This window comes from Patescibacteria group bacterium, assembly GCA_023380635.1.
Taxonomy (GTDB): Bacteria; Patescibacteriota; Microgenomatia; order JAMCZE01; family JAMCZE01; genus JAMCRP01.
On the sequence record JAMCRP010000001.1, the window covers coordinates 96402 to 110896 of the forward strand.

The window sequence follows — 14495 nt, forward strand, 5'->3', positions numbered from 1 at the left end:
ATTGGCTGCGGGACATGGATTCGAACCATGATTCAAGGATCCAAAGTCCTTTGTCCTACCATTAGACGATCCCGCAAAAAATAGATACCCTGTGTTTTTAGTTCTTATCGAGCAGAGCTCGACCCTACCATAACGCATTTTCTTGCGAAAATGCTCGTCCGCCAGTTGGCGGAGAGACGATCCCGCAACAGCAAAATTATACCAGATTGGAGCCTTAGGAAGGATCCGGGGGCAGGAATTCTTCGCCGCCGGAGTCTGGAGAACCGTAATCCGAAGCTTTGAGCCACTGAACATATTTGCACCCGGTCGCAGTTTTGGTTTCTTTATCCCAGCCTGCTGTGGAACATTTCTTCATCTTTTTGCCGGCAGCGGTCGTATAGAGAACCAGTTTAGCCCCGCATTCCGGACAATCTTCCTCAAGCGGTTCGGAAGTGCCGTTAATCCATTGGACATAGTCACAGCCGGTCGCCTGTTTGGTGGTTTTGTCCCAACCGCCCTTGGAACACTTTTTCATTTTTTTCCCGAATCTTGTCGTTTGCAAAATCAGCGGTGCGCCGCATTTCGGGCATTTCTCTTCCAATTCCTGAGGGGGCACTTCCAACCATTTGACATAGTCGCAGCCTTCATTTTTCTTCGTTTGCGGGTTCCAGGAGCTATTGCTGCAACGCTGTAACCTTTTGCCGCTTTTTGTGTCCATTGGTTCGCTTAAGGGAGCGCCGCATTTGGGGCAAAGATCAGCCATGCGACCAGAATAGCAGGTTTTGCTGAAAGGTACAAGTTTTTAAATAAAGTTCTTACTCTCCTGTGTAGCGATACTCGCAGAATTTTTAGTTATTTATGATTAATTTGCGGAGCATGGACCAGAATAAAGTATTTGTAGCCGGGTTTCCCTGGAGTTATACCGGAGAGAATCTCAAAGACATGTTTTCCAAATTCGGAGCAATCACTGAAGCCGTGGTAATTTCTGATCGGGCCACCGGCAGATCAAAAGGTTTTGGTTTTGTCACATTCACAAATCCTGAAGATGCCCAAAAAGCCATAAAAGAATTAAACGGTGCGGAACTTGAAGGCAGAAAGCTGGTCGTTAATATTGCCCGGCCCAAGGAACCCCGATAAAAATTTCCTAAAAGCTCTTCTCTGTTTCTCAGCAAAAATTAAGTCGAGATCGGTACGATCACAAATTATGAAGAAAGTTTTTCTCTCGGGTCTAGTTATTTTTACTTTCCTCACCTATTCTCTGCATCGGCAACTGGAAGGCAATGCTGCTGTTTCCAATGTCGGTCTCCCGGCTCCTTCCCCTGTTCCGGCTCCTTCGGGAATTCCACAGACAGTTTATAAAGACGGACAATTTACCGGCGACTCCGTTGACGCCTTTTATGGTAATGTCCAGGTTCAGGTAACCGTTGCCGGCGGGAAAATTACCGATGTCGCTTTTTTGGACTATCCTCACGACCGACGAACTTCCCTGATGATTAATATGATGGCGACACCTCAGTTAAAACAGGAAGCCATTGCTGCCCAAAACGCTCAGGTAGATATTGTTTCCGGGGCAACCCAGACCAGCCAGGCTTTTATCCAGTCGCTGCAGTCAGCGTTAACTAAAGCCGCCTAATATGAAACAGACCAGACTCATCATGGGAATGCCAGTAACTATAGACATCTCAGGCATTGACAGACCCCATCAGACACAAACAGATGAATTGGAAAAAGTGTTTGCCTATTTTGAATATATTGACGAGAAATATAGCCCTTTCAAAGCAACCAGTGAAGTATCGGTGATAAACAGCGGCCGGGCCAGCGAAAATTTAGAGATGCAGGAGATATTGCAGCTTTGTGAGGCTACTAAAAAAGAAACCGGCGGCTATTTCGACCCTGGCGCAAAAACAAGTTTGATCCTTCAGGATTGGTTAAGGGCTGGGCCATTAAAAACGCCGCGGACATGATTGTCGACGACGGCTACCGGGAATTTTTTATTGAAGCCGGAGGCGATATTCAGGCTAATGGCAAAGACTGGAAAGTGGGTATCCGCAACCCCTTTAAAATTGGGGAAATAGTGAAGATCTTAAATATTAAAAACAAAGGCGTGGCCACCTCAGGAAATTACGAGCGGGGCAGGCATATCTACAATCCCCTGACCGGCCAATCGGCCGACGAGATTGTCTCCTTAACCGTCATTGGTCCGGATATCTTTGAGGCAGACCGGTTTGTGACTGCGGCCTTTGCTATGGGTAAAAAGGGAATTAATTTTATTGAAAAACTGCCCGGTTTTGAGGGTTATCTGATTGATAAAGAAAGACTCGCTACTTTTACCTCGGGCTTCGAAAAATATGTTGGATAAATTTCTCAACGACATAACAATGTACAAACTGGTGCTTTACTACCTGATTTCTTTGGTAGCCATAGCTGTCATCTTGAGTTTCACCGGCATTTTGTCATTTAACCCTCTGGGACTGCTTTTTTCGGCTGGTTTTTTGGTCCTGGTTTGTTACGCTGTAAACTGGACTTTTGCCAGAACATTTGCGGTTACGGCCAACGCCGAGTCAGTTTACATTTCCGCCCTGATTTTGGCTTTGATTATTACTCCGGCAAAAACTCTTTCCGATTTACCTTTTCTTTTTTGGGCCGGCGTCTGGGCCATGGCGGGAAAATTTATTTTTGCCTTAAACGGCAAACATCTGTTTAATCCGGTGGCGATTTCCGTCTTTCTTACGTCGGTCTTTTTGGGTCAATCAGCCAGCTGGTGGATCGGAACGGGACCAATGCTTATACCTGTCCTGTTGGGCGGGATACTCCTTATCCGCAAGACTGACAGGACTGATATGGTGCTCGGTTTTTTGCTCTCCGCTTTCTTAACAATTGTAGTATTAAGCTGGAATAGCGGACCACCCCTATCAACTCTGTTAACCAAAACGGTCTTGGCTACTCCCCTGCTCTTTTTTGCTTTTGTGATGCTGACAGAACCTCTGACGACTCCGCCAACCAAAAATTTGCAACTAACATACGGCGTTTTGGTGGGAATTCTATTTGCTCCCCAGCTGCACATTGGTCCGGTTTACTCGACGCCGGAGCTGGCCTTACTTTTGGGGAATATTTTTTCGTATTCCGTTTCTTTCAGAAAAAGACTATTTTTAAAACTAAAAGAGAAACTTCCCTTGGGCCCGGATGTTTACGATTTTGTCTTTACTCAAAATAAATCATTTACCTACCGCCCGGGGCAATTCCTGGAATGGACATTGGCCCATCAAAATATTGATAGCCGGGGAAACCGGCGCTACTTTACTCTGGCCTCTTCCCCGACTGAGCCGGAGCTTCGTATCGGAGTTAAATTTAATCAGCCGGCCAGCTCTTTTAAAAAGTCTTTGCTAAGTCTTACTCCAGGAGCAGCAATTTCCGCCGCCAACCTGGCCGGAGATTTTACTTTACCGTCTGATCCGAATATCAAATTGGTATTTATCGCCGGCGGCATCGGCATTACGCCGTTTCGCAGCATGATCCGGTATCTTTTAGATACTAACCAAAAACGGGATATCATTCTGCTTTACAGGGCGAAGGAAGAAGGCGACTTTGTTTATAAAAATGTCTTTGAGGAGGCCCAAAATCGCCTGGAAATGAAAATCTACTATTCAGTCGGACGATTTACCGCAGAAAGAATCGCTGAACTGGTGCCTGATATTCAAGTCAGGACATTTTACCTCTCCGGACCAAGAAAGATGATTAAAGATTTTGAAAAAACTTTAGCGGATCTTGGTGTCCGTCAGGAACGGATACGGACAGACTTTTTCCCGGGTTTTTAAACCGGCGGTAAACCCAAATGGTTAAAATCAGCCAGATACTGCCTAAGAGATAGCCTCCTAAAACATCACTGGACCAATGCTCTCCCAAGTAGACCCGTGATGGGCCGATTAGGATAATCAGGCTACCGAAAACTATTAAAAGTGTTGTTCGGAGAGTCGATCGGGTAAGAAGAGAGTAGGCCAAAAAGAAAAGATAACCAAAAAGAACGCTGTAGGTTAAAACATGGCCGCTGGGAAAACTGGGCTGGTGAATGGTGGTAAAAACCCGCACCAGATCAGGGCTTGGCCGCGGCCGGTTAACCAGAATTTTAACCAGGGTTTCAAATATATCGGAGCTGATTAGGGCCAACGCCCCAATAACGGCTTCGTAGCGTAGCCCCAGGGCAAAAACTAAAAATAAAATAAGGACAGAAATGATTCCCATCTGAGGCTCCCGGCCAATGAGACTCACAAACTGCATAAAGTAATTAATGGCCGGCGCGTTAAACGACTGGACAAACCGGCTGGCTATCAGGTCAAAAGGAAAATAATTTGCGGTTCGGGAAAGAATGGCCAGAAAGACAAAAAATACCGATGCCATGACCACATATCCCTGGAAAAGCCAGGTTCGGTACCTTCGCACCGGCCGCGGGGCCAAAGATTCTCTTACCGCTTTTTGAGGGCCATTTTGATTCACAAGAACTAATTTTACAAGGCTTGCTATATGCTTAAAGAAAGAGCCCAGTTAGAAAAGGCTAAAAAACAGAGTATCAGCTCATCATGGCTGTCACGGGGAGTGCGATTTAGCTATGTGATGCGCGGCATTTTGTACATTCTGCTGGGACTGCTGGCCTTTAACCAGATTCCGGCACCGCAGCTGGCAATTAGCAATTTAATTCAACTCCCCTATGGCAAATATCTGCGGTCAATAGTTATCGCCGGGCTGGCAGCCTATGCCTTTTGGGGTCTAATCAGGGCTTTAATCACTAAACCCCTATTGGAAAGACTTGGATATCTTGGGAGCGCCGCCGGTTACGCCTCGATAATTTTCTCCTTACACCAAAGACCTTCTATTTGGACAGGTTTAGCTCTTTTAGTCGCCGCTTTTTGGCAAATCGGAGTAACCACAAAACTGGCCGTCCGTCCGCCTTTTTTATTCCTGGCCCGTTTTGGCTATTTGGGAAGAGCTTTGCTTTTTTGCTTGGTCGGTTTGGTTTTTATAACAGGAATTAATTACACCCGTTATCCGGTTATTCCGGAAATAGTCGGTCTGGGATTGGTAGCTTTTGGTGTCTTTTCAATTATTATCACCCGGGAAATCGAAACATGATCTCTTACGATTTCTTAACCTATAATAACTAGAATACCAGGGTGAGCATAAGTAAAGAACAATCACCACCACCCCAAAGGCTGGAAAGTTATTTGGCTGGAATGGGCTATACGCTTAATTGGCGGCAGGAAGACACCTTTTCCCAAATGCTTCTTGGTATTGTGGAAAAAGATCGGGAGCTTTATTACTTCAAGATGGGATTGTCTGTTAAAAGCGCGGAGAGGGTTCTAAATGAAGCCATCTTCTACCGGCAAATTACTAACCAGCCGAGACCTCTTCCGGTAACCGCTCCGCAGGTTTTGGCAGTGGGAGCTTTTGAAAATCGGACATATTTAATTAGAGAATACATTCCACCAAACAGCCATCTGGCTCTTGTAGGAGGAAATTTGCGCTCGGATTTTTCCCGCCGATATGTTCCCATTGTCTCTGGAGCGGCTGCTGCTTTACAACCTTTATTTATTGAATTACCTTATGAAGTTCTCGCAGACAAAGAATTTGGTCGGGAAAAGATTACCTCCCGGGCTGTAAAACTTGCTGCTCAGCGCTACGAGCGGGATTTGATTGGCCTGTCCTTTAGTGATCAAAAGCAACTTCTGGAAATTAATAAACTTATGGGGTCAACCCATTTTCTTTTTGAGCGTAACTTGGCAACATCAGGTTTGGACCCCTGGCGCCTGGCAGATTTTAATGGAAGGTTGTATCTTCTGGACACTGAATGGGCCAGTCGGCTTTACCCGCGCCACTACGATCTGGCCGCAAGTGTTGCCCGGCTCTGGTCTAATTACCCCCAGCAGCCTGAAGCGGCCACTGATTTGCTGAATGACTATTTTTCTAATCATCTGGGAACTAATAAAACTCGGGATATCGAACATATTCGTGGCCTCCTTGCCTTACGCACTGTTGGAGAATGGCGGGACATAACCTTAGGTGGAAAACCGTTGCCTGAACAGCACCGTAGACTGGCAGCTTTCGTTATTTCGAACGCGATTTGGTCAGGGGGAGACTGAAAGTAAAAGTTGACCCTTTTCCCGGAGCACTTTTTACCCAGATTTTGCCATTATGGGCTTTAACGATCGAAGCGGTGATAAACAAGCCAAGCCCCAACCCGTCGGTATTATTTGCCCGGGTATTACGGATTCGGTAATAGCTGTCAAAGATATGCTTTTGGTTTTCCTTAGGAATCCCGATCCCAAAATCTTGGATAGAAACTATAATTTCTTTGCGGTCGACTTGTGAACTGATAATTATCCGGCTTCCGGTGGGAGAATATTTGGCCGCGTTAACCAGTAAGTTGCTGGCCACCTGAGACAAACGATCTGAATCACCATGAACCCAGGCTCTTCGCCCGGAGATTCGGTTAACAATTTTATGGCCTTCCAGAACGGGCTTAACGATACTGAGGTTTTTCCGCAATAGTTCATTAAGATCTATTTTCTGTTTGCGGAACTCCAATCTTCCGGCCCTGATCCTGGTAACATCCAGAATTTCGTTAATGATTCTCGTCAGTCTATTCGCCTGTTCATCAATCTTTTCCAGATATTTTTTATCTGGAGCTCGGCGGGCCAGTTGGGCAAAAGCTTTAATGCTCATAATTGGGGTTTTGAGTTCGTGGCCCGCCACTCCCAGAAAAAGTTCCTTCTGGTGCTGGCCGGAAATCTGCTCGCTGATATCTTCCATAATCGTCACCGCCATCTGGACTTTTCCCGAAGAATTAAGAATTGGGCGGGATTTTATCAGCAACCACTTCTCGGTGCCTTTTTTCAAATGACGACACCGGACGACCAAGGACGCTTCTTCCCCGCGGGAAAGAGCTTGATGTCCGGGCAGGTTGGAAAGTTTAACCCTGTCACCTTGCCAATCATTAAGGCTGAATTTAGCCACAAAGCCTTTTTCGCCTGCCGCCATCAGGCTCTCAGTATTGGGAAAATCCAGCAGACCCACCGAGGCTTTATTGGCAAAGATAATTTTCCCTTTGGGTCCAAAAACCAAGACGCCTTCGGTCACATTCTGAAAAATTGACTCCAGTTGTATCCTGGAGTTTTCTAGTTGCGCGTGCTCCTTATATCGCTGAATATATTCTCCCAGTTGGCTCCCAAAAATGGCAAAAAACTTTTTCATTTCCCGGTTTATAACCTTAACTTCGGGCGATTTCATCACAATCACCGCTTCCGCCGCATTATGAAACAAAATCGGAAAAGCCAGGCAAGTTCCGGTAGGTTTATTCGTTAACCAGCAAACGCTTCGGAGATTAAAAGCCTGACTAATTTCCGGTTGACATTTTTTAATTTCCTGACGGGATATTTTATATTGTGCCAAAACTTCGTCGTTGGTTAAAAAGGCAGCCTGGTCCCAATCTAATCCCGCCGTTAGTTGTTCCAGGATGGACGGTAGAGCTTTTTCAAGTTCAAGGTTGTGGCTGAGAATCTGAGAAACAGCATACTGGGTCTCCAAACGCTGCTGAGCAAAACGTCGTTTGCTGACATCTATCCAAACGCCACTTATTATCCGTAGAACCGGGTCAGAAGAAACTAGCCTACCGTTGGATTCAATGCGATGTGTCTCACCATCAGGAGTGTTCAAACTGAACTCCTGACGAAAAGTCGAACTTTTTTTATGGATAACTTTATTAATCTGGGAGAATATCTTATTTCGATCCTCCGGAACCACATCTTCCAGATATTTCTGGTATGTTCCCTTGAAAGCTGCCTTCGCCCCAAGAGACCATTCTAGCAGTCCGCTTTCCAAATCCAGTTCCCAGGTGCCCATATTGCCGGTTCCCAAAGCCGCCTGAAGTTTCTGTTCGCTGTAACGCATGGCCAAGGCGGTTTTCTCGGCTTCATGTTTGGCTTCTTCCTGTTGGGACAAGAGCCAGACGGTACGGGACACGTTGCGCACCAGGATCAGGAGCATCCGTCCCGCGTTATCAGGATTAATCTGAGAGCTGGTTAGTTCCAGAAATCGAGGAATAGAACTTCCTTTTTTGGAGGGAGCCTGAAAAACTTCAAACGGCGACCGCTCGGAAAGAGCGAAACCAATGCGGATAAATTCTTCGATGCGTTCTCTTTCCAGGGGCAAAAATAAACCGGAAAAACTTTCTCCGAAAAGAGTGTCAAAAGTAGACTCAAAATCTTCCCAGGCCATCCGATTAGCGTCAAAAATTTTACCTTGCTTATCGACCAGGAAAGCAATAACCGGCGCCTCGTCCCAGAGAGAATTCAGGAAACGGTGAGGAATTTCTGCGGGGTTCAAAGTCAGGTTGGGCATCAGTAAGAATAATACCACAGAAGACAAATTTTAGGGTCTTTTTTTCTTACAATTCTGTGGTATAGTACGTCTGATGTTAAAGAATCTTCTCGTCATCGAAGACGAAGAGGGCATCAGGGAATACCTCAAAACCGTTCTCACTGAAAACAACTACGCTGTCAGAACTGCCGGCACCGGAACTGCCGGGCTAGACGCTGCGGAAAAATTTAACCCCGATCTGGTTATCTTGGATCTAGGTTTGCCAGATATCAGTGGCGAGAGTGTCTGCACCTCTCTGCGTAAAAATTATCCCACTTTGCCGATTATCATGCTGACGGCCAAAGATTCCACTGGAGACATTGTTCACGGACTTAATCTGGGTGCCGACGACTATATTACCAAACCCTTTGAGGCAGAAGAGCTTATCGCCAGAATTCGCACCCGTTTACGCGGTGGCGGCAATGGTCAGGCAAAACTAAAAGTGGCCGATCTGGAGATGAACACCGAAACAATGGAAGTAAAACGCGGCGACAAACTGATTACCCTTTCGCCCCATGAATTCAAACTCCTGGAGTTTTTAATGAGCAGCCCTGGTCGGGTTCTGTCCCGGGATATGATTCTCAACCGCATTTGGCTTTACTCGCCAGACATTGAAACGAGAGTGGTTGATGTTTATATCGGCTACCTACGCAAAAAAGTCGATGCCGACTTCAAGAAAAAACTCCTCCATTCTGTCCGGGGATTCGGATACGTAATTAAAGAATAGCTTCTTACAGACCGCTTACTCCCCGTTTATGACATTTTATATTAATCTGAATAATCTATGTCTATTGCCATTGCGATTTGCTTAAAAATATTAATGCATCGCGGTGGCGATTGCGGAAACTGTGATTATTTAACCGTGCAGGAGGTGAGCAAATGTTAAATCTTCTTCTATGGATCGTTTTCGGAGCCGTGGTCGGGCTAATTGCGACATCAGTTATGGGCACCAATCGAAAAGGCAGCCTGATTACGGATGTAATTGTCGGAATTCTCGGAGCTCTGGTTGGCGGATTGATCGCCAGCATTTTCGGTGTCAGTGGTGTAACGGGCTTTAATATCTATAGCCTGGTGATCGCCATTATCGGAGCTATCATTCTGATTTGGGGCGAAAGAATGCTTTACCAATAGTTATATAACGGCCTGAGAAGCTTATTACCGCAGTCGTAAACTCGCTGCGGTAATTGCTTTGTTACTATTACTATCTAATAAATTACTCAACCGGAGCTGTAAACAAAAGGAAGAAGGTGTAGAAAATACTGGATTTTATGGCGAAAACCAGAAAATCATATAAACTGAACTTCTTAACTTCTATTCTGTCCTGAGCCAGAGAAACGGATGATGACGAGAAAATGTGGTAACTGGAGTTAAGAGCGGAGACTGTAGGCAGCGTCTTCATTGAGATTAATATAGGAAGACCGGTTAATAAAAAGAAAATACCAAGGTAAGAAGAATTAAAGAGGTTTAATGAGCGCGGGTGACAGTATAAACTTTCGGATAAAAAAGAAAAGCGGCCGGAACATCTTCGGTAATCGCTTTTTCGAAGGCGCTGTAGGTTTCCAGGCGGGCATCATGATCAATGGTTTGGCGTCCTTCTTCTAAAAGCTTGTCGACTTTAAAGCTTTTATATCCTGTCAGATTTCCTGTCTGTGTTGAATGCCATAAGGCGTATTGATCCGGATCGTCGGGCAAATCGATCAGAGTTAAATAGGCATCGAAATTAAGTGGCAAAACGTCACTTTCTTGAACTTGGATATCAACCCCGGCTGTTTTCCAGGCCGAAGCGATGACCTCTGCCTCTTTGCTTAGTTCTTGACTGGTAGTTAACACAATCTTCGCACCAGCGGAACCTGAAGCGATTTTTTGAATAGAACTTTTCGCCAGATTAAGATTTTGAGAATATTTTTTAGCGCTGCCAGTTTGGGCCCAATGGCCTTTCGGCAGCGGTGATTCCGCGGTCTCACCCCCGGCAAAAGTGTCCGGGAGAGCGTAAACCAACGCCTGACGAAAAGCTTTGTCTTCCAATGGTTGTTTAACCGTATTAAAAAAAATAACCGCCTCGGAGTTTCCAGCGATTGTACTATCGACCCGGTAAGACGGGTCAGTTTCCAAATTTTGAACCTCATGTAAACCTTTTGCTTTCCTTATCGACCCCAGGCGAAGAGCGGTTATAAGATCTTTTTCTGAAGCAAAAAACTTATAGACTTTATCATGTTTTGTGGCCACATTTTCGATGGTAATTGCTGACAAAAATCGGCCGTTTAACTGGACGCTTGTAACCCGGTTTTTTCCCAAACCAACCAAACCGTTCTTAAACAACGGCTGGGATAAAAGAGTTACCAACGGAGCAAATGGTTCTTTAAGGACAAATTTAACGGTCTGAGCGTCAGGGCGACTTATTTCTACGCCTTTAAGATTATAATTAATTTGGTCCGAGGTCAGTTTCGTTCCATCCTGCCAGGTGAGATTGGGATTAAGATTAAAAATAAAAATTTTCCCGGAATCAGTTGCCGTCCAGCTAAGAGCAGCCCCGGTCGTTGCACTATAATCCGGCAAAAGCTTAACCAGTCCAAAACTCAATTCGTCCTGAATTGGCCGGGGCAAGGTAGAAAAAGTGTAATTTCCCACCATTCCAATAGATTCCGGCTGACTTTTAAAAAGAAATGGAGAAACTTTTGGCAAAAGAAAAATGAAGGCAATACTGACGATTAGACCGAGAAAAAAGGCCCGGCGGTTATTTTGAATATAACCCCACAAGAGCATTATCCACAAATGGATCTTCTTGAAAAGCTTCATTTCATTTAACAACCAGAAGCAAAAGGGAGAAAATTGCAAATAGGACCGAAAGCACGATAGTTCCCACAAAAACGACTCTTTCTACTCCCCGTTTGCTGCTGTAAAACTCACCGGATCCACCAAAAATTGCCGAATTCCCCAGACCCGTGCCCTTCGCCTGGAGAAGAATAAACCCGGCAAGTGCCATGCTATCTACTATCTGCGCGATGATAAGAATGGTTTTCATGAGGCTAAAGCTTCCAAGACTGATCTTATCACATTAATTAAAAAAGCGGAAATCACGGTGACGGCAATCAAGCTCAGGTCATAGGCAGGCAAAGCCAAATAGTCAGTGATCAAACCAGGGAAATACCAGGGAGTTAAAGATACCTGAGGGAAATACAACGCCAGAGCATATAAAATTCCGGCATCAATTATCAGATCAATTACTCCCAATGTCAGAAAGTTCAAGGCTCCGAGAAAGATTTTCAGGACCGGCTTTAGAATGAGATGCAGGGTCGTAAACCCTGCCCCGACGATTAATAGCGATTTCCAGCCTTCTGTCAGATGAAAGCCGCCGATATATTGTGCCGCCACCCAGAGAGCAAAGAGGTTAATCAGGTATGAACGGGCTAGACCTTTAACCACAATTTATTCTAACATTTTTCTGCTTCTTAAAAGAAAGTGGTACTTCCGGCTGAAGCGGTGAGCTTCGTCGCGAAGCCTTTGCAACAAATGTAACGCCGGAGAGTCCGGACTTAATTTAATTTCAGTATTCGGGGTGATAATTGTTTCCAGGCGCTTTGCTAAACCAATTACCGGTACATTCGATATAATTTCCCTTACAGCGCTGACCTGCCCTTTGCCCCCATCAATCACAAATAGTTCCGGCAGGGGTTTGTCCGATTTCAAACGCCGGGACAATACTTCCTTGAGCATGGCATAGTCGTCAGGCACCTCTTTTAATTTAATTTTGTAGCGCCGGTAAAGGCTCTTTTCCGGCTCGCCGTCAATAAAAGTAACCTGGGCCCCGGTAGCCTGCTTGCCGGAAGTATTCGAGATATCATAGGCCTCGATCTTGTGAAGCGGCGAAATATTCAGGAGTTCAGCTAACTTCTTAACTTCCTCATTTCTCCTGTCGTTGACCAGGTTTGGATTCTGTTCATACTGCCACGGCCGATTCTCGGCAGAAATAATCCAGGCAATCTGGTCCAGTTTGTTTTTAATCCTATTTGCTTCCTCGAAGTTTTGAGCTTTGGCAGCGATTTTCATTTCTTTTTCCAACTGCTTTTGAACCGCTGTTCTTTTGCCGCCGAGAAAGTCCTTCAGATGTTTAAGATTGCTCGGGTAGTCGTTGTAATCCGGACAAGGACAAAGGCCCAAGTGCGACCGCAGACAAGGGCGGCCCCGATGTTTTTCCGAAACAAAGGGAAAAATCCGGCGCAGGTAGCGCAACAAGCCGGCTATATCGCTGCCTGTCGGATATGGTCCGAAATAGAAACTTTTCGGATCCTCCTTTCGGCGCACGATGCGGACTAACGGAATATTATCATTTGTTATTTCGATCAGAGGAAAGCTGCTTCCGTCCTTGCCAGCAATGTTGTATTTTGGAAGATACTTTTTGATCTGATTGGCTTCCAAAAGCAAAGCGTCGACTTCGCTGGCAACTTCAATATAGTCAATTTTGGCAATTTCCGAAACAAGACTGGCCGTTTTGGGCAAAAGGTTGGCCGGGTTTTGGAAATAGGAACTCACCCGGTCACGAAGCGAGCGGGCCTTACCGATGTATATTATCTTGCCCTTTTTGTCTTTGAAAAAGTAGACTCCGGGCGATTTGGGTAGCGATTGATATAATTCCAAGGGAGAACAAAATGACTACTGTTAACAAAAAACCGTTTTTGTAAAAAGGTTTAATCTGGGTGTTGTATTGCCTTTCTTCCTGGGCAAACTTCAAAGTAATTATATCATTTTGGTTCAGGTTCCACGTCGATGGGTGAATTTTGAATTCCAGAGTTTGAGTAGAAAACGGAGGCAGCGGCCCGGCGGCCAGAGATTTTTGATGCAGTGAAAGAATTTTTGGTTCTAAAGATACAATATCGCCGGAAAAGCTGGTTGGACCGTAATTTTCTACATAAACGGTGGCTGTGGCTGGAAAACCGGCGATAATTTCTTTCGGTACATCTACGCGCAAGCCAACCTTGGGAATCTGAGTAAAGTCCAGATTGGCCGATATTGGAGTAAGCTCCGTCTCTGGTTGGACAAATTTGTCCTGGTTAATAATCAAGGCCACATGCCGGAAATCAGCCGACGAGTCTGGATTATTGCCCGCTACCCAGGCTCCCGATCCGGGATCGAGAAATTCTTCCCAGACCCCCAAGGTCTTAGTCCCGATTATTCCGGTAACTTTTCTTTGGGAGCCATTGTTTCCGACTGTCTGGCTGATGGGCCGAAAATGGGGAGAGCCAAACAGCCCTAAAGAACCGGCTGCCACCACTTCCAGCTTTCCCGTCGGACCAAGCTGATATTGGGCTTTCCAGTTCCCGTCTTGATCCAAGACCACATTTACCGGCTTGGGACTAAGCGTGTCCAGAAAAATCTTTTGGTAGGCAGTATCCGGCGGAAGATAAATATCGGCCAAAACCGAATATAACTTCGGATTAGAAAGAGCATAAGTTATTTTAAAATTAAAAGCCTGGTAAGATTGCGGCGAATTAGTCGGGTCGTAAACGGCCCAAATTCCGGACTTTGCGGAGCTAAAGTCGCTTTTAGTCCAGACATGACCGCCGACGCTGCTTTTGGGCGTCAGCTCGATCTCCTTACCAAAGGATGACGGAACCGAGAGACTCACATTGTAGTTAATCAGTCCTTCAACATCGGCAGGTTTCAGAATACTGATTTCCCATAACCGGCCGACCTTTTTAGCAATATCCGCTGTTTCATATATAAGCGTCCAGGAATAAGTTTTTCTCATCCCGACGACATCTCTGGGCAGTTTTACGTGAATTTCCTCCTGCTGGGCAGACCAAAGATAGGCTGATATCGGCCCGTTCTGGTCAAAAGCCCGGATATTTTTCAAGTCAGTTATTCCCGGATTAGTGACATATTCGTCCGGAGCATATTCCGAAGTGAGATTAGTCAAATAAAAGTTTTGGGTGACCAGGGTATTCCCATCATCGCCGATTTTGTAAGTTATATCCGTCGTGATTTCAAAACGGGGAGAGGCTGCATAAACGGTTCGTGGCTGTATTATGAGTAATAGATTAAGTAGGATGCCGAAAACCAAACACTCAAGAATTCGCATTTCTTCCCATAATACTTAATCCTTAATCCTTAAT

General features: G+C 45.5%; 16 protein-coding genes, 1 tRNA gene and 1 pseudogene. 8 read left to right on the plus strand and 10 right to left on the minus strand.

What is annotated here, in order from left to right; all coding sequences use genetic code 11:
• Positions 1-2: 2 nt before the first annotated feature.
• Together M1403_00630 and M1403_00635 are read right to left on the minus strand one after the other, a co-directional pair.
• Positions 3-76, minus strand: a tRNA-Gln gene (locus M1403_00630).
• 138 nt (positions 77-214) lie between these two features.
• A complete protein-coding gene (locus tag M1403_00635; GenBank protein ID MCL4397518.1) occupies positions 215-742 on the minus strand; it encodes a topoisomerase DNA-binding C4 zinc finger domain-containing protein in 528 nt (175 codons plus the stop codon).
• Between the two features lie 95 nt (positions 743-837).
• Here M1403_00635 and M1403_00640 point away from each other — a divergent pair, with 95 nt between their 5' ends.
• The 4 genes and pseudogenes from M1403_00640 to M1403_00655 all read left to right on the plus strand — a co-directional run bounded on the left by M1403_00640 (position 838) and on the right by M1403_00655 (position 3794).
• On the plus strand, positions 838-1116 hold the full coding sequence (locus M1403_00640) for an RNA-binding protein (GenBank protein ID MCL4397519.1): 279 nt from the start codon (positions 838-840) through the stop codon (positions 1114-1116).
• 67 nt (positions 1117-1183) lie between these two features.
• Positions 1184-1612: an FMN-binding protein gene (locus tag M1403_00645; protein ID MCL4397520.1), complete on the plus strand. Its 429-nt coding sequence runs from the start codon at positions 1184-1186 to the stop codon at positions 1610-1612.
• 28 nt (positions 1613-1640) lie between these two features.
• A pseudogene (locus tag M1403_00650) lies at positions 1641-2338 on the plus strand (FAD:protein FMN transferase).
• On the plus strand, positions 2328-3794 hold the full coding sequence (locus tag M1403_00655) for an RnfABCDGE type electron transport complex subunit D (protein ID MCL4397521.1): 1467 nt from the start codon (positions 2328-2330) through the stop codon (positions 3792-3794). The pseudogene M1403_00650 and the gene M1403_00655 overlap by 11 nt, the downstream one beginning before the upstream one ends.
• On the opposite strand, the gene M1403_00660 is transcribed toward M1403_00655, so the two are convergent.
• Complete coding sequence (locus tag M1403_00660; protein ID MCL4397522.1) at positions 3715-4470, minus strand: phosphatase PAP2 family protein; 756 nt, start codon at positions 4468-4470, stop codon at positions 3715-3717. The genes M1403_00655 and M1403_00660 overlap by 80 nt on opposite strands.
• Positions 4471-4497: 27 nt before the next feature.
• Here M1403_00660 and M1403_00665 point away from each other — a divergent pair, with 27 nt between their 5' ends.
• On the plus strand, positions 4498-5103 hold the full coding sequence (locus M1403_00665; GenBank protein ID MCL4397523.1) for a hypothetical protein: 606 nt from the start codon (positions 4498-4500) through the stop codon (positions 5101-5103).
• 41 nt (positions 5104-5144) lie between these two features.
• On the plus strand, positions 5145-6110 hold the full coding sequence (locus M1403_00670; GenBank protein MCL4397524.1) for a hypothetical protein: 966 nt from the start codon (positions 5145-5147) through the stop codon (positions 6108-6110).
• Here the strand turns inward: M1403_00670 and M1403_00675 are convergent.
• A complete protein-coding gene (locus M1403_00675; GenBank protein MCL4397525.1) occupies positions 6076-8367 on the minus strand; it encodes an ATP-binding protein in 2292 nt (763 codons plus the stop codon). The genes M1403_00670 and M1403_00675 overlap by 35 nt on opposite strands.
• A 73-nt stretch (positions 8368-8440) precedes the next feature.
• Between M1403_00675 and M1403_00680 the strand changes: the two genes are divergently transcribed.
• Positions 8441-9112, plus strand: a complete 672-nt coding sequence (locus M1403_00680; protein MCL4397526.1) for a response regulator transcription factor — start codon at positions 8441-8443, stop codon at positions 9110-9112.
• Between the two features lie 152 nt (positions 9113-9264).
• A complete protein-coding gene (locus M1403_00685; GenBank protein MCL4397527.1) occupies positions 9265-9516 on the plus strand; it encodes a GlsB/YeaQ/YmgE family stress response membrane protein in 252 nt (83 codons plus the stop codon).
• Positions 9517-9598: 82 nt separating this feature from the next.
• Here M1403_00685 and M1403_00690 read toward each other — a convergent pair whose 3' ends face one another.
• From M1403_00690 to M1403_00715, 6 genes are all read right to left on the minus strand, one after another.
• A complete protein-coding gene (locus tag M1403_00690; GenBank protein ID MCL4397528.1) occupies positions 9599-9784 on the minus strand; it encodes a hypothetical protein in 186 nt (61 codons plus the stop codon).
• Positions 9785-9849: 65 nt separating this feature from the next.
• Positions 9850-11181, minus strand: a complete 1332-nt coding sequence (locus M1403_00695; GenBank protein ID MCL4397529.1) for an ABC transporter substrate-binding protein — start codon at positions 11179-11181, stop codon at positions 9850-9852.
• Position 11182: 1 nt separating this feature from the next.
• Positions 11183-11407: a preprotein translocase subunit SecG gene (gene secG, locus M1403_00700; protein ID MCL4397530.1), complete on the minus strand. Its 225-nt coding sequence runs from the start codon at positions 11405-11407 to the stop codon at positions 11183-11185.
• Positions 11404-11808: a phage holin family protein gene (locus M1403_00705; GenBank protein ID MCL4397531.1), complete on the minus strand. Its 405-nt coding sequence runs from the start codon at positions 11806-11808 to the stop codon at positions 11404-11406. Before M1403_00705 ends, secG begins: the two co-directional genes overlap by 4 nt.
• Positions 11809-11811: 3 nt before the next feature.
• On the minus strand, positions 11812-13020 hold the full coding sequence (locus M1403_00710; GenBank protein MCL4397532.1) for a GIY-YIG nuclease family protein: 1209 nt from the start codon (positions 13018-13020) through the stop codon (positions 11812-11814).
• The gene (locus M1403_00715) at positions 12938-14461 is read right to left on the minus strand and encodes a hypothetical protein (protein MCL4397533.1); all 1524 of its coding nucleotides are present in this window, start codon (positions 14459-14461) and stop codon (positions 12938-12940) included. Before M1403_00715 ends, M1403_00710 begins: the two co-directional genes overlap by 83 nt.
• Between the last annotated feature and the right edge of the window lie 34 nt (positions 14462-14495).